This is a genomic window from Fulvivirga ligni (assembly GCF_021389935.1).
Taxonomy (GTDB): domain Bacteria; phylum Bacteroidota; class Bacteroidia; order Cytophagales; family Cyclobacteriaceae; genus Fulvivirga; species Fulvivirga ligni.
On sequence record NZ_CP089979.1, the window covers coordinates 2,184,826 to 2,205,164 of the forward strand.

Annotated in this window: 17 protein-coding genes; 8 read left to right on the forward strand and 9 right to left on the reverse strand. The window is 37.4% G+C overall.

Going from position 1 to position 20,339, the window contains the following annotated elements; all coding sequences use genetic code 11:
- Nucleotides 1-24: 24 nt before the first annotated feature.
- Both LVD16_RS09695 and LVD16_RS09700 read left to right on the forward strand, forming a co-directional pair.
- Nucleotides 25-3,144 carry a SusC/RagA family TonB-linked outer membrane protein gene (locus tag LVD16_RS09695; RefSeq protein WP_233773737.1) on the forward strand — a complete coding sequence of 1,040 codons (3,120 nt, stop codon included), beginning with the start codon at nt 25-27 and terminating at the stop codon, nt 3,142-3,144.
- 10 nt (nt 3,145-3,154) lie between these two features.
- On the forward strand, nt 3,155-4,645 hold the full coding sequence (locus LVD16_RS09700; protein WP_233773738.1) for a hypothetical protein: 1,491 nt from the start codon (nt 3,155-3,157) through the stop codon (nt 4,643-4,645).
- A gap of 80 nt (nt 4,646-4,725) precedes the next feature.
- Here the strand turns inward: LVD16_RS09700 and rfaD are convergent, their stop codons facing one another.
- Nucleotides 4,726-5,682: an ADP-glyceromanno-heptose 6-epimerase gene (rfaD, locus tag LVD16_RS09705; RefSeq protein ID WP_233773739.1), complete on the reverse strand. Its 957-nt coding sequence runs from the start codon at nt 5,680-5,682 to the stop codon at nt 4,726-4,728.
- A gap of 109 nt (nt 5,683-5,791) precedes the next feature.
- Here rfaD and LVD16_RS09710 point away from each other — a divergent pair, with 109 nt between their 5' ends.
- Both LVD16_RS09710 and lpxB read left to right on the forward strand, forming a co-directional pair.
- Nucleotides 5,792-6,208, forward strand: a complete 417-nt coding sequence (locus LVD16_RS09710; RefSeq protein ID WP_233773740.1) for a 6-pyruvoyl trahydropterin synthase family protein — start codon at nt 5,792-5,794, stop codon at nt 6,206-6,208.
- Nucleotides 6,209-6,214: 6 nt separating this feature from the next.
- Nucleotides 6,215-7,312 (forward strand): lipid-A-disaccharide synthase, encoded by a 1,098-nt coding sequence (gene lpxB / locus LVD16_RS09715; RefSeq protein WP_233773741.1) that lies wholly within the window; start codon nt 6,215-6,217, stop codon nt 7,310-7,312.
- Nucleotides 7,313-7,367: 55 nt separating this feature from the next.
- On the opposite strand, the gene typA is transcribed toward lpxB, so the two are convergent.
- The 5 genes from typA to LVD16_RS09740 form a co-directional block, all read right to left on the reverse strand.
- Entirely contained in the window at nt 7,368-9,173 is a 1,806-nt protein-coding gene (gene typA / locus LVD16_RS09720; RefSeq protein WP_233773742.1) for a translational GTPase TypA, read from the reverse strand.
- Nucleotides 9,174-9,594: 421 nt separating this feature from the next.
- On the reverse strand, nt 9,595-9,765 hold the full coding sequence (locus LVD16_RS09725) for a hypothetical protein (protein ID WP_233773743.1): 171 nt from the start codon (nt 9,763-9,765) through the stop codon (nt 9,595-9,597).
- A gap of 32 nt (nt 9,766-9,797) precedes the next feature.
- Complete coding sequence (locus tag LVD16_RS09730) at nt 9,798-9,944, reverse strand: hypothetical protein (RefSeq protein WP_233773744.1); 147 nt, start codon at nt 9,942-9,944, stop codon at nt 9,798-9,800.
- 48 nt (nt 9,945-9,992) lie between these two features.
- The gene (locus tag LVD16_RS09735) at nt 9,993-10,139 is read right to left on the reverse strand and encodes a hypothetical protein (protein ID WP_233773745.1); all 147 of its coding nucleotides are present in this window, start codon (nt 10,137-10,139) and stop codon (nt 9,993-9,995) included.
- Between the two features lie 48 nt (nt 10,140-10,187).
- A complete protein-coding gene (locus tag LVD16_RS09740) occupies nt 10,188-10,334 on the reverse strand; it encodes a hypothetical protein (RefSeq protein ID WP_233773745.1) in 147 nt (48 codons plus the stop codon).
- A gap of 428 nt (nt 10,335-10,762) precedes the next feature.
- Here LVD16_RS09740 and LVD16_RS09745 point away from each other — a divergent pair, with 428 nt between their 5' ends.
- The 4 genes from LVD16_RS09745 to LVD16_RS09760 all read left to right on the forward strand — a co-directional run bounded on the left by LVD16_RS09745 (nt 10,763) and on the right by LVD16_RS09760 (nt 18,094).
- A complete protein-coding gene (locus tag LVD16_RS09745) occupies nt 10,763-12,796 on the forward strand; it encodes an ATP-binding protein (RefSeq protein ID WP_233773746.1) in 2,034 nt (677 codons plus the stop codon).
- A gap of 41 nt (nt 12,797-12,837) precedes the next feature.
- Nucleotides 12,838-13,254 carry a cysteine peptidase family C39 domain-containing protein gene (locus LVD16_RS09750; RefSeq protein WP_233773747.1) on the forward strand — a complete coding sequence of 139 codons (417 nt, stop codon included), beginning with the start codon at nt 12,838-12,840 and terminating at the stop codon, nt 13,252-13,254.
- A gap of 66 nt (nt 13,255-13,320) precedes the next feature.
- A complete protein-coding gene (gene metG / locus LVD16_RS09755; RefSeq protein ID WP_233773748.1) occupies nt 13,321-15,417 on the forward strand; it encodes a methionine--tRNA ligase in 2,097 nt (698 codons plus the stop codon).
- A 73-nt stretch (nt 15,418-15,490) separates the two neighbouring features.
- A complete protein-coding gene (locus tag LVD16_RS09760) occupies nt 15,491-18,094 on the forward strand; it encodes an ATP-binding protein (RefSeq protein ID WP_233773749.1) in 2,604 nt (867 codons plus the stop codon).
- On the opposite strand, the gene pth is transcribed toward LVD16_RS09760, so the two are convergent.
- The 3 genes from pth to LVD16_RS09775 all read right to left on the reverse strand — a co-directional run bounded on the left by pth (nt 18,084) and on the right by LVD16_RS09775 (nt 20,309).
- Nucleotides 18,084-18,644, reverse strand: coding sequence for an aminoacyl-tRNA hydrolase (gene pth / locus LVD16_RS09765; RefSeq protein WP_233773750.1), 561 nt, complete (start codon nt 18,642-18,644; stop codon nt 18,084-18,086). The two genes, LVD16_RS09760 and pth, sit on opposite strands and share 11 nt — an antisense overlap.
- 80 nt (nt 18,645-18,724) lie before the next feature.
- Nucleotides 18,725-19,342 carry a 50S ribosomal protein L25/general stress protein Ctc gene (locus LVD16_RS09770; protein WP_233773751.1) on the reverse strand — a complete coding sequence of 206 codons (618 nt, stop codon included), beginning with the start codon at nt 19,340-19,342 and terminating at the stop codon, nt 18,725-18,727.
- A 34-nt stretch (nt 19,343-19,376) separates the two neighbouring features.
- Nucleotides 19,377-20,309: a ribose-phosphate pyrophosphokinase gene (locus tag LVD16_RS09775; protein WP_233773752.1), complete on the reverse strand. Its 933-nt coding sequence runs from the start codon at nt 20,307-20,309 to the stop codon at nt 19,377-19,379.
- Nucleotides 20,310-20,339: the final 30 nt, after the last annotated feature.

Below are 20,339 nucleotides of genomic sequence, written 5' to 3' on the forward strand. Positions count from 1 at the left end.
CAATTATTAACTTAAACAAAACAAATGAGAAGGATTTTACTTTTAACCTTTACGGTTGTCTTTGTAATGTTCATGCAAACATTGCAAGCGCAAGATCGTACCATTTCAGGTAAGGTTACGTCTTTAGAAGATGGTAGTGCATTACCAGGAGTGAACGTAGTTTTAAAAGGAACTACATTGGGTGCGGTTACCGATATTGACGGTAATTACTCCGTAAGCGTGCCTGCCAATTCGAAAACGTTGGTTTTTTCATTTATTGGTCTTTCAACAGAAGAGATAGAGATTGGAGAAAGAACAACAATTAATGTTCAGATGTCACCTGATGTTCAGCAATTGAGTGAAGTTATTATTTCTGGTGTGGCTGGAGCAACACCCAGAGAAAAACTGACCGTTTCTGTTGCGAAGATAGGAGAGGATCGCCTTAATGCGGTGACCGGGATGTCTCTAGCTACATCTTTAACAGGTAAGGTCGCTGGTGTGAGAATCAGTAATCCTAGTGGTGCTCCTGGGGGCGCTTCTAACATACTACTACGTGCTGACAATAACTTAAATAATGTGGATTCCGACCCATTGATAATTATCGATGGTCAAATTATGGTGGGTAGTTTGGCTGACATCAATGCAGATGATGTAGCCTCTATGGAAGTTATAAAAGGTGCATCTGCTTCTGCACTCTACGGATCAAGAGCAGGTAATGGTGTGATAGCAATCACTACAAAAAGAGGTTCAAGTCTCAAAAAAGGCGATGTTAGAGTAACACTTAGAAATGAGGTTGGTGTTCAACAAATTGGTAAAACATTAGATCTTGCTACACATCATCCATATGCTCTAGCTGATGATTATCAGGATTTTGTTGGTCAATATACTAAATACGATGGTGTTACTTATCCAGATGGATATAGGGATTCAGGATGGCATCCAGGTATAGCTGGTAACAGAACTATTGATGACGATCATTATATGGATAATGAATACGGCGTCGTTAGAGATCAACAGGATATGTTCTTTAGGATAGGGGTGAATTATACTAACTATGTGGCTGTGGCGGCTAATAATACCAAAAGTAGCATCTTTGCTTCTTTTGAGAATAACTCTCAAGAAGGTATTATTATGAATACTGATGGTTACGATAGACAAAACTTTAGAGTAAATTACGATTTAGATGTTAAGCCTTGGTTAAGGCTATCTACTTCTAATCTGTTTATCAATACTGAGACTAATTATCCAGGAAGTGGTGGTGGAGTATTTTTCAATATTGCACTAGCTGAACCTGACGCTAATCTAGAGGCAGAAAATCCTGATGGACAACCTTATTATTTAAGGATGAATCAGTTCAATGGTGAAACAGTTAATCCTCTTTACCCTCTTTATAAAGCTGAAAGAGATAATAAATCTCGCAGGTGGATGGGTAATTATGCGGCAAATATAGAATTCGCAGATTGGATTAATTTGGATCTTTCACAATCTATTGAGATTTATAATTATAGATATACCTTAAATAATCCTGCGGATACCTGGACGCCAACTGGCGGAACAGATGAAACTTTTGGGATGTCTTATACTAAGGGGTCTTTAAATAAATACTCAAGAGAACGAGTTACTAAAAACTCGCAAGCAACATTGAATCTGCATGGTAAAGTTGGAGATCTAACCATGAAAGGAAAGTTATCTTATTTATTTGAAGATCGCCATGATGAGAATTTTCAGGCCTCAGCTAGTCAATATGCATATAAGGCCACTCCGGATTTTGATAATTTTAGTAATATAAGTAATGCCTCTTCAGGTGAGTTTGTAGAAAAGGCGCAAAATTATTTTGCTATCCTGGGGTTAGACTGGAGGGATAAACTTCTTTTTGATGGTATGTTCAGATATGACGGTTCATCACTTTTTGGTCCAGATTCAAGATGGAATTCGTATTACCGTTTATCAGGTGCTTACAGAATTACGGAAGATGTTGAGATACCAGGTATTAATGAGCTAAAGATTAGAGCTGCATATGGTACTGCTGGAATGAGACCAGGTTTTGATTTTCAATATGAAATTTATAGAGTTAGCAGTGGTAGCTTTATTCAGGAGCAAGTGGGGAACTATGATTTAAAACCTTCAGTGACCACTGAAAGAGAGATCGGTCTTAATGCATCAATCATCAATAAGATAAATTTTGAAGCATCATATGCAAAGTCTACTACTGAGGATCAGTTCTTACGAGTGCCTTTATTTGCTCCAACTAACGAAGGGTTTGCATATCAGTATCAAAATGCTGGAACAGTTGAATCCAATACATTTGAGATGTCTCTTGGAGGGAATTGGGTAAATAAGTCTGATTTCACCTGGAACTCTAATATTGTATTTTCTAGGGTGAGACAAAAAATTACTGAACTGCCAATCGCACCTTACGTATTTGGAGATACTGATGGTGGGGCGCAATCTATATTTTATGTAAGAGAAGGTGAGACCTATGGTTCAATGTATGGTTATACTTGGGTTCGTTCTTTAGAGCAAATGGCTCAACAGTTACCGGAAGGATCTACTATTGAAGATTATGAGGTTAATTCTGATGGTTACGTTGTGCCGGCGGGAAGTATAGGTACCCCAGGTGAGCAAGCCATTAAGGTTTTGGATGAAGAAGGAAATCCATTATACACAAAAATTGGAGATGGAGTGGCTGATTTTAATATGGGTATTGCCAACACATTGACCTATAAAGGATTTACTCTTTACTTTTTGTTTGATATAAAAGCAGGCGGTGATGTATATAATTCTAAAGGTCAGTGGGTAACAAGAGATTTGCGTAACGGAATTATGGATATGAGCGGTGTGCCTGACAGCGAAAAGAAAGCTTACGATTATTATGTGAATTTCTACGATGTTAACACTCCTAATTCTTATTGGGTTGAGGATGCTAGCTTCGTTAAATTAAGAGAATTGTCACTGGGATACTCTGTTCCTACAACCTCTCTGAGCGGATTTCTTAACGGAACGTTTAAGGCAGTTAGATTTAAGTTGGTGGGAAGAAATCTTCTAACTTTCTCTGACTATTCTGGATATGATCCTGAAATTGGTACAGTTCGTCAGCCTTATGACGGTACTTATGCTTATCCGAATTTTAGAAATTATGCAGCTTCTCTAACCTTAGAATTTTAAAGAATTGAAAATGATAAATATAAATTTCAGAAAGGTATCAATTTTCGCAATATTGATACTCTTAACTATTTCTTGTGATACTTCATTAGACTATGAAAACCCTAATGATCCTGATCGCTATAGAGTGTTGTCTGATGCTAGTGATGTGGAAGCACTTGCCGGAGGTTTGTATGTGAATGTTTATTCAGGTATGCATGAATATGACGGTGTTCAAATGATGTTGGCGACTGCGGCTGATAATATTTCTTGTTCTTGGGGAAATCAGGCTATGAGAGATATGTCCTGGGAGCCAAGAAATAATGCATGGGTGAATACTCCAGCCTACTCCTACAAAGGTACAACTAAGCTTCTTTTCGATAGAATGTATAGTGCGATTAACACCTCTTCCAATATTTTATTTGTAATGGATGGTGAATTAGATTTAGGTGATAATGAAATGAAGATTAGAGCCTGGTGTAAATTTATTCAAGGTGTGGCCTATGGAAATTTAGCACTTGTATTTGATAGAGCTTTTCTAATTGATGAAAAGACCTCTGTAGAAAGTAATCTTGAAGCAGCTGTAGGTTTTGAAACTATACATGAGGCAGCAATGACCTATTTAGACGACGCTATCGACTTTGCATCGAGCAATGATTTTACGATTAGTGCTGATTGGTTGGGGCAAAGTGGCGATATGAGTAGCACTGAATTTGTTAAGCTTATTAATACATATGCAGCTAGGTTTATGTCATATACTCCACGTAACTCTGCTCAGAAAATGGCTGTTGATTGGTCTAAAGTAAAAGAATATGCTGATGCTGGGATTACCAGTGACTTTAATATTTTAAATGATAATTATGTTAACTGGTATGACGAGGCGGGTGATTATTTAACATATAATGGATGGGGTATTACAGACATGTATGTAGTTCATTTAATGGATGCATCTCAGCCTCAGCATTGGGATGATGATCCTGATTTTCCTCACCCGGCTAAATCGACTGATCCTGACGATAAAAGATTGGACACCGATTTCGCTTATGTTGCATCCAATTGGTTTCAGGCCGCAAGAGGATATTATCATTATTCAAATTACAGACATAAGAGGTATGATGCTTTTTATGTGAATGCTACAGGGTTAAAACCTGAAATTATGCTGTCAGAAAATGATATGTTGAGAGCTGAGGCTTTAGTATATTCTGGTGGTAGCTTGAGTGCTGCAGCGGATATAATTAACTCAGGAACCCGGAAAACTAGAGGTGAAATGGAGGATGTAGAACCTGTTCAAGATGACCTTATCCAGGCTATTCACCATGAGAGACATGTGGAGATGTACACTACCGGTATGGGGCTGCAGTTCTTTGAAATGAGAAAGCTTGATTTGTTGCAGAAAGGAACGCCTTTACATTTACCATTACCTGCACAAACACTACAAACTTTAGAAGTGGCTGAGCCTTACTATACCTTTGGTACTGAGGCTAAAGCAGATGGAGTGAACACTTCGAACGGAGGTTGGAGATAATATTTTATTATTAATTGTTATAAAGAAAGCCCAAGTTTCAAGCTTGGGCTTTCTTTATTTAAAGAATTCAATATTTTAATTTATTTAAGTAACAAATACCCCTTCACATAATCCTCAACCCCATCTTCTAGCTCATAAAACTTTTTGCCATAGCCAATAGATTTAAGTTTATCCATGTTGGCTTCGGTGAAATATTGATATTTATCTCTAATATCCTCTGGGGTATCTATGAAACTGATATTTTCTTCCTTATCCATGGCTTTGAATACGGCTTTGGTTAAATCCAGGAAAGTTCTGGCCTTACCACTTCCGAGATTGTAAATGCCCGAGTCTTTTCTGTGGTGCATGAGCCAAATGCATACATCTAACACATCTTTCACATATACAAAGTCTCTTTGCTGTTCGCCATCTTTATATTCAGGATTGTGAGACCTAAATAATCTCATACCTCCGGTGTCACTTATTTGATTGAAAGCATGCCAGATTACGGAAGCCATACGTCCTTTATGGTTCTCATTGGGCCCATAAACATTGAAGAATTTTAAGCCAGCCCAAAAGAATGGTTTTTCGTCCTGATCCAGCGCCCATACATCAAAATCTTGCTTAGATTGACCGTAAGGGTTTAAAGGTTTTAATTTATCAATGTTAGATTCATCGTCATCGTAGCCATATTCGCCGAGACCATAGGTGGCTGCAGAAGAAGCGTAAACTAAAGGAATCTGATATTTTACACATCTTTTCCACACCTCTTTGGTGTAATTGGTATTTAATCTCTCCAATAACTCTACATCGAATAATGTGGTGTCTGTTTTTGCTCCAATGTGAAAGAAGAATTCAACCTCTTCGTGATTTACATCAAGCCAGCTCATGAAGTCGTCTCTATCTACTTTTTGCTGAATCTTCAGGCCCTCAAGGTTCTTGTTCTTCTTCTCATTATCAAACTTATCTACAGCTATTATATAGTTGAAATTCTCTTGGTTGAGTTTGTGTATAAGTTGGCTTCCTATGAATCCTGCAGCACCCGTTACGATAATCATATTCTTCTTCTTTTTTGGCAAAGTAACCCAAACCCAACGTTATAATAAAATGCTGTTCCTTAAATCTTACTCCCTCTTTCGTATATTTGCACTTTGAAGGAAAAAGGTCATGGTTTTTGTAAGTAGGAAAGAACATTTTAACGCTGCGCATAAATTATACAATCCAAAGTGGACTGAGGAAAAGAACGTGGAAGTATTTGGTCCTTGCGCTAATTCTAATTGGCATGGGCATAATTTTGATTTAATTGTTACCGTAAAAGGTGATCCTGATCCTGATACAGGATTTGTGGTAGACCTGAAGAAGCTTAGTGTTCTTATTAAGGAACAAATTATTGAGAAGGTAGATCATAAAAACCTCAATATGGACGTTGATTTCATGCAGGGTAAAATGGCGAGTACAGAGAATCTGGTAATAGAGTTCTGGAGAATACTGGAAAGTAAACTGCCTCAGATTACTGATAATGCGGTTTTACATTGTCTAAAGCTTTATGAAACACCTCGAAATTTTGTTGAATACTACGGTTAGCCGTTAATGAAGTACTATATCATAGCCGGAGAGCGATCTGGCGATTTACACTCCAGCAATCTCATCAAAAGCATAAAACAGCTTGATTCTCAGGCTGAATTTAAAGGCTATGGTGGGGATTATATGCAGGAGGCTGGGGCAGAAATTTCTGTACATTATAAAGACTTAGCCTTTATGGGCTTCCTGGAGGTGGTTAAAAATCTTCGAACCATCAAGGGCTATCTCAAGCGTTGCAAACAAGAGATTTTAGATTACAAGCCTAATGCGATTATACTGGTAGATTACGCAGGCTTTAATCTCAAAATTGCCGGATTCGCTAAGAAACATAATATTCCAGTCTACTATTATATTTCACCAAAAGTATGGGCCTGGAATCAGAAAAGAGCCTGGAAAATTAAGGACAGAGTGGATCATATGATGACCATTATGCCTTTTGAAAAGGAATTCTATAAGAAGTTTGATTGGGAAGTTGACTATGTAGGAAACCCTGTTCTGGATGCGGTAAAGAGCCATCAGGTCAGCGCGGATAAGCTTAATGGAATTACCGATTACGTGGCCATACTTCCAGGTAGTAGAAAGCAGGAGTTAGAATCCATCTTACCTACTTTAAGTAAGGTTGTAGATGCATTTCCTGAGATGAAATTTGCCGTGGCTGCAGTAAATAATCTGCCCGAAGACTCATACTCGGTTATAGCGGATAAGCCTAACGTTCAGCTTTTTGAAGGGTCTACTTATGACTTGCTTGCAGGTGCTAAGGCTGCTATTGTAACATCAGGAACAGCTACATTAGAAACAGCCATGTGGGAAGTGCCGCAGATTGTTGTTTATAAAACAAGTGGTGTGTCATATGCTATTGCCAAGAGTTTGATCAAGGTGCCATATATTTCATTGGTAAATCTCATTGCAGATAAGGAAGTGGTGAGAGAGTTAATTCAAAAGGAAATGAATCCACAGTCTATTCAAAAGGAGCTCAATAGGGTGCTCAACGATTCTGATTACAGGCAGAATATGCTGAGTGATTACCAGAAAATTAAAAAGAAGCTGGACATCGGCAGGGCTTCTGATAATGCTGCCAAAATTATAGTGGATAGAATGAAATCATAAAATAGAAAAGGCCAACATCAAATGTTGGCCTTTCTTATATTAATCTGTTGAATGATTAACTTTCTTTGTTACTCATTCTTTTTCTCTCGTTCTCATCAAGATAGATCTTTCTCATTCTCATAGACTTAGGAGTTACCTCTAGGTATTCATCTTTTTGGATGTATTCCAAGGCTTCTTCTAAAGAGAATTTTCTAGCAGGAGCAATCTTGGCATTGTTATCAGAACCTGATGCTCTCATGTTAGTTAATTTCTTTCCTTTTTGAACATTAACTACCAGGTCATTATCTCTTGAGTGCTCGCCGATAACCTGTCCCATATATAAATCATCTCCTGGATCTACGAAGAATACACCTCTATCCTGAAGTTTATCTATAGAATATGCAGTAGAAGGACCTGACTCCATTGAGATTAAAGATCCGTTGATTCTTCCAGGTATATCACCTTTGAATGGAGCATATTCTTTGAATCGGTGAGTCATAATTGCTTCACCAGCAGTGGCTGTAAGCACGTTATTTCTTAAACCGATGATTCCTCTTGCAGGGATGTCAAACTCAAGGTGCTGTAAATCTCCTTTTGGCTCCATGATTTTCATTTCACCTTTCTTGGCACTTACAAGCTCTATCACTTTTCCAGAGCTTTCTTGAGGTACATCTACTACCAAGTGTTCAATTGGCTCGTGTTTTACACCATCTATTTCTTTGAAAAGCACTTGCGGCTGACCTACTTGTAGCTCATAACCCTCTCTTCTCATAGTTTCTATAAGTACAGACAAGTGAAGGATACCACGACCAAATACGTTGAAACGATCCTCAGAAGTTGTATCTTCTATTCTTAAAGCAAGGTTCTTTTCAGTTTCTTTATATAAACGATCTCTCAAATGTCTTGAAGTAACGAATTTACCTTCTTTACCGAAGAAAGGAGAGTTGTTTATAGTGAAAAGCATACTCATAGTAGGCTCATCAATAGCTATACGAGGCAGTGGTTGTGGATTTTCCAGACTGGTAACAGTATCTCCCAGTTCGAAATCTTCAATACCTACTAACGCACAAATTTCTCCGGAAGAGGCATCAGTAACACGTTTTTTACCTAAGCCTTCAAATATATGTACTTCTTTTACCTTGGCTCTTTTTACAGATCCGTCAGCTTTCGTAAGTCCTACAGTATCTCCTTCTTTTACAGTACCCTGGTTAATTCTTCCTATGGCAATTCTTCCTACATAAGAAGAGAAGTCAAGGGATGTAACCTGCATTTGTAAAATACCTTCATTTTGAGGAGCTGGTGGTATGAATTCCACTATCGCATCTAAAAGTGGTATTATATTATCAGTAGGAGTTTTCCAGTCTGTATTCATCCAGCCTTGCTTAGAAGAACCATATAGCGTAGGGAAATCTAATTGCTCCTCAGTAGCATCAAGGTTGAACATTAAATCGAATACCTGTTCGTGAACTTCGTCTGGGCGACAGTTTTCTTTATCCACCTTGTTCACAATTACTATAGGCTTAAGGCCTAATGAAAGTGCTTTACCAAGTACGAATCGGGTCTGAGGCATTGGTCCTTCAAAGGCATCTACAAGAAGAATTACCCCATCGGCCATTTTCAAAACCCTTTCTACCTCACCACCAAAGTCGGCGTGACCAGGAGTGTCAATAATGTTAATCTTTACATCATTATATCTTACTGAAACGTTCTTAGATACAATGGTGATACCTCTTTCTTTCTCAAGATCTTCGTTATCAAGGATTAAGTCATCTGTTTCCTCGTTATCTCTTAAGATTTTAGAAGCATGAATGATTTTGTCAACCAAAGTAGTTTTACCGTGGTCAACGTGAGCTATAATAGCTACGTTTCTAATATTTTGCATAGACTGAAATTGAGCTGCAAAGCTAATCATTTAATAGCAGAATATAGTGATAGCTATGTTAAAATTAAATGATTAATGAGGTGCTCTCAGAAGTGTTGTTTGGTCGATGAAATGCCAAAATGAACAGTTGAAATGCGGGTAAGTACCTTAAACGTATAAAATGGTGAATTGTTTTCTTAGTTATATTAATAATTAAGAAACTTCAATAGTGGATATGTAAGGTCTGTTTATAAGTATATATAATTAGGTATATACTCGTAGAGAAACAAAGGTAACCTTATTTGATAAGAGTACGTCTGTTAAATGATTCTCCTATGTATTGCTTTAAATATTATTAGGTAACCCATTGTATAACAAATTTTTATTGCAAAATGTTTTTATGAACAACGGGATCCTAATGAATATCGAACTAGATCTGGAATTAGAATTGAGTCGTGTCGCTCATTGTGAATCCTCCTACAGGTTCTTGAGTCTTAGTTGGGGTTGATTTTTCTTCTAATTTTTTTCTGTTATTTATTTTGTTTACAGGGATGAAAGCAAATGAAGCTGCAATAGCTAATATAGATGTGAGTATTAATATTTTCTTTTTCATGTTCGATATTCTTTTAGTTCTGTTGATATGTTTTAGAATCCACCAGTTTCGCGAATTACTGAACCATCTCCGCTGGTGTGGTCCACATTATTATTGGGAGTGATCTCCTCTTCAGTGCATGAGGCAAAGAATGTGATAGTAAATAATGCTAACAATAAGGCTGTAAATAATCTTTTCATGTTCAAGTTTGGTTTTATATAGTAGAAGAAATGTTATGGTAGATTGAATTAGAATCCTCCAGTTTCACGAATCACAGAACCGTCCCCGCTGGTATGTCCAGTGGTGTTTTTAGGTGCAATTTCTTCTTCCGCACAAGAGGCAAAGAATGTGATAGTAAATAATACTAATAATAGGGCTGTAAATAATCTTTTCATGTTCAAGTTTAGTTTTGTAAAGTAGAAGAAATGTTAAGGTAGGTTGAATTAAAATCCACCAGTTTCGCGAATCACAGAACCGTCTCCGCTAGTATGTCCGGTGGTGTTTTTAGGTGCAATTTCTTCTTCCGCACAAGAGGCAAAGAATGTGATAGTGAATAATACTAATAATAAGGCTGTAAATAATCTTTTCATGTTCAAGTTTAGTTTTGGGGTTTTAGAATTGTAAAGCAAGATTTGATTAAAAGAAATTGATATATTTAGGGTTGATTTATTTCTAGTTAACCATGAGGTAGGTGCTTAATTAGGTTCGAAAATTCAGCACTATTATTCCTCTAAACCTTGATTTCATTGTATAATTAGTTTTAGTTTTAGTCTTCTTTTATTTTTTTGTTTTAACTTATTGCTGGACTTGTTAATTTTTAACAAATCATACATAAATATTACATGTGTTATAGTGTCGGGGTTTTTTGTAATTGTTGTGTTTGAGTTTGTATGACACAAAAATGGATGGTTGGGTTTGTAAAAACTAATCAAAAATTAATGTAAACTTACTTGTGTGTTTCTTGTATAAATTATTGAAGAAAATAGTAGCAACACTTTTGATGTCAATTTTGATGTCAATGTCACATCTTTATGCTGATGATATTGATTCATTAAAGGCGATTCTTTCCACTCAGGATTTTGCTGAAAAGGCTGAAGTGGCAAGGCAGCTTTTTGTGGCTTATAGTAATAGTAATTTAGACTCGGCTCTATATTTTGCTAAAGTGTCTAGTGAATATGCTACATATGCAGGTGATAGTTTATTGCTGTCAAGAGCTGAGTTTTGTATAGGCTGGGCATTAGATAATAAAGGTTTTTATCAAGATGCCATTGATCACTATGCCAAATCTTTAAGCATAGCTAATAATAATAATTATGATAGCCGGAAGAAGTATATTTTAAATAATTTGGCTAATGCCAATTATCTGGTTGGTAATTATGATGATGCACTCAAATATCATTTTGAATCCCTCAGAATTAGAGAGCAAGAGGGTAATATGCTGGAAGTGGCTATTTCCCTGAATAATATAGGGCTGGTTTATTATAAAATAAGGGATTTTAAAAATGCCATTAGCTTTTTCAATCAGTCGGTTAAGATAAAAAAGGAGATTCAAAACGAGCAGGATATTGAAAGTGTTCTGGTTAATCTCGGGTTGTGTTATTCGGAATTAGAACAATATAAAAAGGCTATTGAGTATTTTGACCAAGTTTTAAATATTTGCCAGGAGGGATGTTCTGATAGGATGAAGATTGAGGCTCTTAATGGTGCAGGTATAGCAAACTATAATTTGGGGGAAATAGTTGAGGCTGACAGATATTTTAATAGCTCAAATGAGTTAGCTGTAGGAGAGGACTATCAGGTATACCGGGTTATCAATGATCATTATTTGGCAAAGGTTAAATTAGATAGAGATGAGCTGGAGGAGGCTAAAAGTTATATAAATAGAAGTTTAGCTTTGGCAGAGCATTTAGGCTATAGAACTTGGATTAGAGATAATTATCAATTACTGGGCAAAATTAAATTCGATGAAGGAGAATTTAAGGAAGCCTATAAATATCAGATTATATACGACTCCTTAAGTAGTTTAATACTAAATGAAGAGGTAATCCAAAACTTAACGCAGATTCAGGTTGAATATCGAGAGCGGGAGAATATTGAAACCATAAGTAATCAAAAATCAGAATTATCTAAACGCACTACTTTACTTGTTTTATCCGCGATTATCATCCTTCTAGCTATAGTAATTTTAGTAATCTTATATAAGAGTAATCACCACAGGAGAAAAGTAAATAAAGAACTCTCCGTGGCTAATGAAAAGCTTTCTGAAGCCAACGATACCATCGAGCGGCAGAACCAGGAATTGACAGATGTTAATTTTAAGCTAGAGGAAATTGTAAAAGATAGAACTAAGGAGCTTAAAGCTACTAACGCTGCACTTTTAAAGTCAAATAATGAGCTTGACAATTTCATTTATAAAACCTCTCATGATATTAGAGGTCCACTAGCTACGTTGCAAGGAGTCTGTAATGTGGCACTGATTGATATTAAGGATGAAAGAGCTATTGATTATTTCCAAAAATTAGGCAATACGGCACGAAATTTGAACGAAATCCTTTCTAAGCTTTTGATTATCAATCAGATAAACAACTCCTTAATTTCCGACGATAAAATTGATTTCGATTCATTGATAGATAGCATCGTCAAAGAACAGAAAACTCTGAAGCGAGCGAAGAATATTTCTGTCAATAAAGAGATTGATGATAACCTATATTTTAAAAGTGACGTAGATCTGTTAAAGATTATATTAAATAATTTGATCGGTAATTCGTTCAAGTTTTATAATACCTCTAACAGGCTTGATTCATTTGTTACTATAAGGATATTTAAGGAGAAGGATCTGGTTATGCAGGTGATTGATAATGGAATTGGCATTGAAGATAAGGCGTCTGACAAGATCTTTGAGATCTTTTCAAAGGCATCTGAAATGGCTGATTCGGCAGGTCTTGGTCTGTACTTGGTGAAACTGGCAGTGGAAAAGCTGGAAGGCGAAATAGCGTTGGTGAAAACAGAAGAGGGGCACACATGTTTTCATGTAACTATTCCTCAGGGGTAATCTTAAGCTAATAGTTTATTATCAACCGCATTAATTCATTTATGCTAGGTAAAATATGTTTAAAACAGCCTAGTGCTGCAGAAAGTAGCACGGCTTGCATCGCCTCGGTTTCTGTTTATTATGGTCTTAATATTCCTCTCCAGATCATAAGAAGGTTTGCTCCATTAGAAAATGAGAAGGCTACTTACGAAAAGCTTGTTATGGCAGCGCAGTCTGTTGGTTTCGAGGTGATTGAGCTGGTAAATGATGAGTTTTATCTGCGAAACATGAGAAAGCCATTGATTACTTCATTTGGCACTGATGATAATCCACACTTTGTAGTAGTGTATGATGTTTCAGATACCAGAGTGGCCTTAATGGATCCAAAAGATGGTAAGATACATGAGTTTTCACTAGATGAGTTTAAACAGGGTTGTGGTTCTTTCCTTTTGCAATTAAAGCCAACTCTTTTCCGATAAGGTCTATAGGTTATGGTAGGTATAAACTACCAATAAATTTTATCTTTGCAGTTATAATTCAAAGATATGACACAAGAGACCGAAACCAACTTTAAAAGACATACTATTACTGCCGCTTTGCCTTATGCAAACGGCCCTGTTCATATAGGTCACCTGGCTGGTGTTTATGTGCCGGCAGATATCTATGCCAGATATTTGAGAAGTAAAAAGGAGGATGTTGCTTTCGTATGCGGTTCTGATGAGCACGGCGTAGCCATTACCTTAAGGGCTAAAAAAGAGGGAGTTACACCTCAGGAAATCGTAGACAAATACCATACATTAATCAAAGACTCTTTCGAGAAATTCGGAATAGAGTTCGATATATATTCAAGAACATCTTCTGAAGTGCATAAAAAAACTTCAATGGATATGTTCAAAAAGCTCTATGACAAGGGCGGCTTTGAAGAGAAAACGTCACAGCAATGCTTTGATGAAAAGAGTAACCTTTTCTTAGCAGATAGATACATCGTAGGTACATGTCCTAAGTGTGGTTATGATCAAGCTTATGGAGATCAGTGCGAGAAGTGTGGCTCATCTCTGAGTCCGTCCGAGCTTATTGATCCACGTTCTGCGCTTAGTGGAGATAAGCCAGTGTTGAAAGAAACTACCCATTGGTTCTTTCCTATGGATAAGTATGAAGGCTGGTTAAAGGAATGGATACTGGAAGGACATACAGAATGGAAGGCTAACGTTTATGGCCAATGTAAATCATGGTTAGATGGTGGCTTGGCTCCAAGAGCTATGACTCGTGATTTAGATTGGGGCGTGCCAGTGCCGATAGAGGGGGCTGAAGGAAAAGTGCTTTATGTATGGTTCGACGCGCCAATCGGTTATATCTCTGCTACCAAAGAATGGGCTGAAAGAGAAGGTAAAAACTGGGAGGATTATTGGAAAAGTGATGATACTCGTTTACTACATTTTATAGGTAAAGACAATATCGTTTTCCATTGTATTATATTCCCAAGCATATTGCATGCTGATGGTGATTATATTCTGCCTGATAATGTTCCTGCTAATGAGTTTTTAAACCTGGAAGGTAATAAGATCAGTACATCTAAGAACTGGGCGGTTTGGCTGCATGAGTTCTTGGAAGATTTACCTGGTAAGGAAGATGTTCTTAGATATGTTTTATGTGCCAATGCACCAGAAACAAAGGATAACGACTTCACCTGGAAGGATTTTCAGACCAGAAACAATAGCGAGTTGGTAGCCATTTTTGGAAACTTCATCAATAGAGCGGTAGTTCTTACCAATAAGTACTATGATGGTGAAATTCCTGAAAGAGGAGAGCTTTTTGATATTGATAAGGATACCATTGAGAAATTGAAGGCCGCTCCAGTGAAGATTGCTAATGCCTTGGATTCATTCAGGTTTAGAGAAGCAATGTCTGAATTTATAGACCTGGCCAGAACAGGTAATAAATACCTGGCTGATACGGAGCCTTGGAAGCTGATCAAAGAAAACCCTAATAGAGTAAAAACTATTATGAATATTGGTCTGCAAATAGCAGCTAATCTTGCTGTAGTGGGTAAGCCGTTACTTCCAAAGACTATTGACAAGCTTTGTGGTATTTTAAATATAGAAAATAAGTTCTGGGAAGAAGCTGGGTCCATTGACTTATTGGCGGCAGGTCATAAAATTAATGAGGCAGAGCTTTTATTTGAAAAGATTGAGGACGAAGTAGTAGAAAAACAGATGGCTAAATTAGAAGCAACAAAGAAATCAAATCAAGAAGAAACAGCGGTAGCTGCGGCTGCTGCGCAAACTCAGGAGCCAGAGGCTGTAGAGGAAAGTAAAAGCCAGATCACTTATGATGACTTTGTGAAGCTGGATATGAGAGTAGGAACTATTTTGGAAGCCGAGAAAATGCCTAAGTCTAAAAAGCTTTTGAAGATGCTAGTGGATACAGGTATTGACAAGAGAACTATTCTTAGTGGAATTGCCGAGCATTTTAGTCCGGAAGAAGTTGTGGGTAAGCAGGTTTCAGTACTGGTGAATCTAGCCCCAAGAAAAATGATGGGAATAGAGTCCCAAGGTATGATTCTTATGGCTGAAGATACTGATGGCAAACTAAAATTTATCCAACCATCTGAGGCGGTGGCCCCAGGGTCAGGAATAAGTTAATTATTAATTAATCAATATTTTTTTAAGGGCGTTTAAGATCGCTTATATTTAATATGATCTTAAGCGCCCTTATATGTTTAAAAAGATTATATCCACAATAGTAGGGTTCGGCATAGTTGAAGATATGCCATTCACACAGGCCAAGCGGGTGAAGCTGGTGAACGTTTGTTCATTTCTGGCGGCTCTTTCTACCTTCCCCTACATCTTTCTATTTATTGGCCAGATCACCTATCTGGGAATTGCCTCATTGACTTTCTTTCTCGCGTTTATAGGTACATTGTTATGGAATTGTGCTGGTAAGTACCAGGTAGCTAAATTTTGGATACTGGTTAATAGTCATGCCTATATATTGCTCACGGCTTCATCATTTGGTAGATATGCCGGTGAGCAACTCATTCTCATTCCAGTGCTTTTTGGTGCGGTACTGGTTTTTGAGTTCAAAGAAAAGCTGAGCTTATACTTTTCCATAGGTCTCACAGTCGCTTGCTTCCTATTTTTGGAGTATACTAACTATTCACTGTTGAATCTTGACATTTCCCCTGCTGAGCAATTGGAATATTATCAGGGTAATCTGGTCATTACAGTTGCTTGTTGCGTAACCATTGCAATTTTCTATTTCTACCTCTACGGACAGCAACTGGATGAAAATCAGCGGGCTATGAATACTAGTAAGGAGATAGAGGAGATGATCAGCTATTTTTCTAATTCATTGTATGGTAAGAATACCGTGGACGAGATATTGTGGGATGTAGCTAAGAATTGTATTGGTAGATTGGGCTTGGTGGATTGTGTAATATACATGATGGATGAAGACAGGCAGGTTCTGGTTCAGAAAGCAGCCTTTGGAGATAAAAATCCTCATGACTTTGAGATTTTTAATCCCATAGTGATACCGGCAGGTAAGGGCATAGTAGGCCATGTGGCGAAAACGATGAAGCCATTTATTGTGCAGGATACCTCCAAAGAACCCATGTATATCGCTGATGACCGAGTGAGGCTGTCGGAAGTGGCTGTGCCATTAATTTACAACAATAAGACTATTGGGGTTATTGATTCTGAGCATCCAGAAAAGAATTTTTATAAGCAGCGCCATGTAGATTTATTAAATATTGTAGCTTCATTATGTGCTAATAAAGTAGTGAGAGCCATGGCTGATGAAGAGCGAGCTAAGGCCTTGAAGATTAAAATGGAAGCTGAAAAGATAAAGGCCTTTGATGAATTTAAAACCAAACTATTTGCTAATGTTTCTCATGAATTAAGAACGCCACTTACATTAATAAAAGGCACAGTTTCAAAACACCGGGAAGAATCAGAAGATTGGATACTTATGCATAGGCATACTGATCATCTATTGAGACTGATCAATCAAATACTGGACCTTACCAAAATAGAGTCGGGGCATTTTGAATTACATCATCAGCCGAATGACATAACAGCATTCTTTAAAATATTAGTTTCTACTTTTAGCTCATTGGCTAGTCATAAACAAGTGGAGATTATTGACAATATAGGAGATGATCCGTTTTACCTTTCTTATGATCAGGATGCTTTGGAGAAGATAATGTTCAACCTTTTCTCTAATGCCATTAAGTTTTCGCCTCACCATTCCTCCATAGAGTTAAAGGTCACTTATGATGATGTTCTCGTTATTCAGGTGATAGATAGGGGACCTGGTATACCTGATTTACTTCAAAATAAGATTTTTGAGAGGTACTATCAGGTGCCATCAGTAACTAGTGGAGGAACAGGAATAGGCTTGGCTCTGACCAAAGAACTGGTGGAATTGTTTAATGGAGATATTTCTGTATCTAACGCCTCTGATGGTGGAGCTGTATTTACAGTGAAGTTACCTGTTCCTATCTCAGGAGCATCTGAGAATGAGGTGCAAATGGAAGTGGAAGATTCACTTTCAGAGGTAGATAGTAAGCGTTTGGTCTTATTGGTAGAGGATAATGTGGAGCTGCTTGCCTACATCCGGAATGAGCTAAAAGAAAGCTTTAAGGTGATAACAGCTGCTGATGGTGAATTGGCTAAAAAGAAAGCCCAGGATCAGTTGCCTGATGTTATCATCAGTGATATTATGATGCCTAATACAGATGGGATAGAGTTCTGTAAATGGTTGAAAAATAATGAGCTTACCAGCCATATTCCGATAATGCTGCTTACGGCAGTTGCTGATCAGAAAAAAAGGCTTGAAGGCTATGAACAGGGTGCAGATGATTATCTTACTAAACCATTTGATAGTCATGAGCTTAGAGTTAGGGTAAATAACTTATTAAGATCTCGGGATAAGTTGAAAGAGAAGTATCAAAATGTATTAAAGATGCCTTCTCATGATATTGTAATACAGAGCTCGGATGAGCTTTTTATGAAAAAGGTTTTAAAGGCAATTGATAATAATATTGAAAACAACGACTACAGTGTATCTCAGCTATGTGAAGAGGTGGGGCTAAGTAGAATGCAGATGCATAGAAAGCTGGTAGCACTTACTGACTTTTCTGCGACTTCTTTTATCAGAGAAGTGCGTTTGCATCGAGCTATGGAATTGCTCTCCTCAGGTGAGCCAGTGTCTCAGGTGGCCTATGCTGTTGGATTTAACAGCCTTTCTTATTTTAGTAAAATCTTTAAGGGTAAGTTTGGTCACTTACCTTCGGAGGTAGTTGCAGTTAATCGTTAAAGTTGTTCATGGTATGAACAGCTCCTACTGTACAGAATGATAAGCACATATCAATGGCTTTGTCCATCATGAAAGGCAGCTCTTCAAATTCTTTTTTTGTGAAAGGACTTAAAACGAAGTCAACCTGCTTTCCTTTAGAATAATCATCACCAATACCCATTTTAAGTCTTGAGTAATTGCTTCCGCCTGTTACTTGCTCTATGTTCTTTAATCCATTATGGCCGGCTGCAGATCCTTTGGTTCTTAACCTTAGATTGCCGAAAGGAATAGCAATATCATCTACCAATACCAGGAGATTTTCTTTAGGTATTTTTAGCTCTTGCAGCCAGAAATTGATCGCCTTGCCACTTAAATTCATATACGTGGTAGGTTTGATGAGGTGAATGTGCCTCGACTTATGTTTAAACTCTGCTTTTTCTGCTAATCGAGTATTTTCAAAGGTAAACCCCTCCTTATCAGCAAGCCTATCTAAGGTAAGAAAGCCAATGTTATGTCTTGTAAGCTCATATTCAGCGCCAATATTTCCCAGTCCGGCTATTAGATATTTCATGTTTGTGTAAGTCTTGTGTAAAACAAAAAAATCCTGCACTAATAAATAGAGCAGGATTTTTAATATTATTCAGGTTAGGCTTATTCAGTAGCTTCTTCTGCTCCTTCTTCAGCTGCTCCTTCTTCCTCATCTTCCTCCATTTTCTTACCTCTAAGAGCTCTAGGTATCTCAACCACAGCCACAGAAGCAATTTTAGTATCAAGGATTTCAAAGTTGTTTTCTTCGATCTCTTGTACTTTGATAGCTTTACCAAAGTCCAAAGTTTTAAGGCTTACCGAAATATGCTCAGGCATATCTTTTGGTAAAGCAGAAACTTGAAGATATCTTCTTTTCTTAATTAAAGTACCACCTTTCGCTACTCCAGGAGCTTCTCCTTCGAAGTGAACAGGTACGTTCATTTTGATTTTCTTTCCTTCAAATAACTGTAAGAAATCAACGTGTAAAAGAACTTCACTTACAGGGTGGAATTGAAGATCTTGCATGATTGCTTCATATTCTTCACCTTCAATGTTCAAGTGAACAAAGTGAGCCTCATCAGTATAAACAAGCTCTCTAAAAAGAATCATTGGTGCGGAAAAGTGAACTTGTTTGTCACCACCATAAAGTACGCAAGGAACGTTACCCTCAGCACGAAGCTTTTTAGATTCAGCTTTGCCGAGATTTGCTCTTTTATACCCTATAATCTCAACTGTTTTCATAATGAATATAATTTATAGTTTTAAAAATAAGTTCTTAAGAATGGATGAACAATGAGCTTATAGACTCATGATCATGAATTTTTCTGATTGCTTTTGCAAAAAGATCAGACACTGACAATACTTTGATTTTGCTACGCTCTTCTTTAAGCGGTAAAGTATCAGTGATAACTAGTTCTTCCAAGGCAGAGTTCTGAATGTTTTCATACGCATTTCCTGAAAGAATAGGGTGAGTAGCTACAGCTCTTACTGAAGTCGCTCCTTTATCTTTTAGAAGCTGAGCTGCTTTGCAAATAGTGCCTCCTGTATCGATAAGGTCATCTACCATCACCACATCTTTGCCTTCTACATCACCAATTAGCCTCATAGAAGCTACTTCATTGGCTTTCTCTCTGTACTTATCACAAACTACCATTTCAGCTCTAAAGAATTTAGCGAAACTTCTGGTTCTCTTCACACCACCCACGTCAGGAGATGCAAAAATAATGTTTTCTAAGTTCAGAGATCTGATATAAGGAATAAAGATTGAAGTACCATCCAAGTGATCTACCGGAATGTCAAAGAAACCTTGAATCTGATCGGCATGTAAATCGCAAGTCATAATTCTATCCGCTCCGGCTGCTGAAAGCAGGTTGGCCATAAGTTTTGCTGCTATAGCAACTCTAGGCTTGTCTTTTCTATCCTGACGTGCATATCCAAAGTAAGGAACCACTACAGTAACATACTTAGCACTTGCTCTTTTAGCTGCATCAATCATTAATAGCAGCTCCATAAAGTTGTCAGAAGGAGGAAAAGTAGATTGGATAAGAAAGACGTCGCTTCCTCTTACAGATTCAGTGAAAAATGGAGACATTTCTCCGTCGCTAAATTGTTGGAGGATTACTTCTCCTAAGGGTTTGCCGTATGCCAAAGCAATTTTATCGGCTAAATATTTAGTTTCTTTTCCGGAGAAGATTTTAACTGAAGACATCTTGTATTTATTTGCCGTTTTTAAACAAAA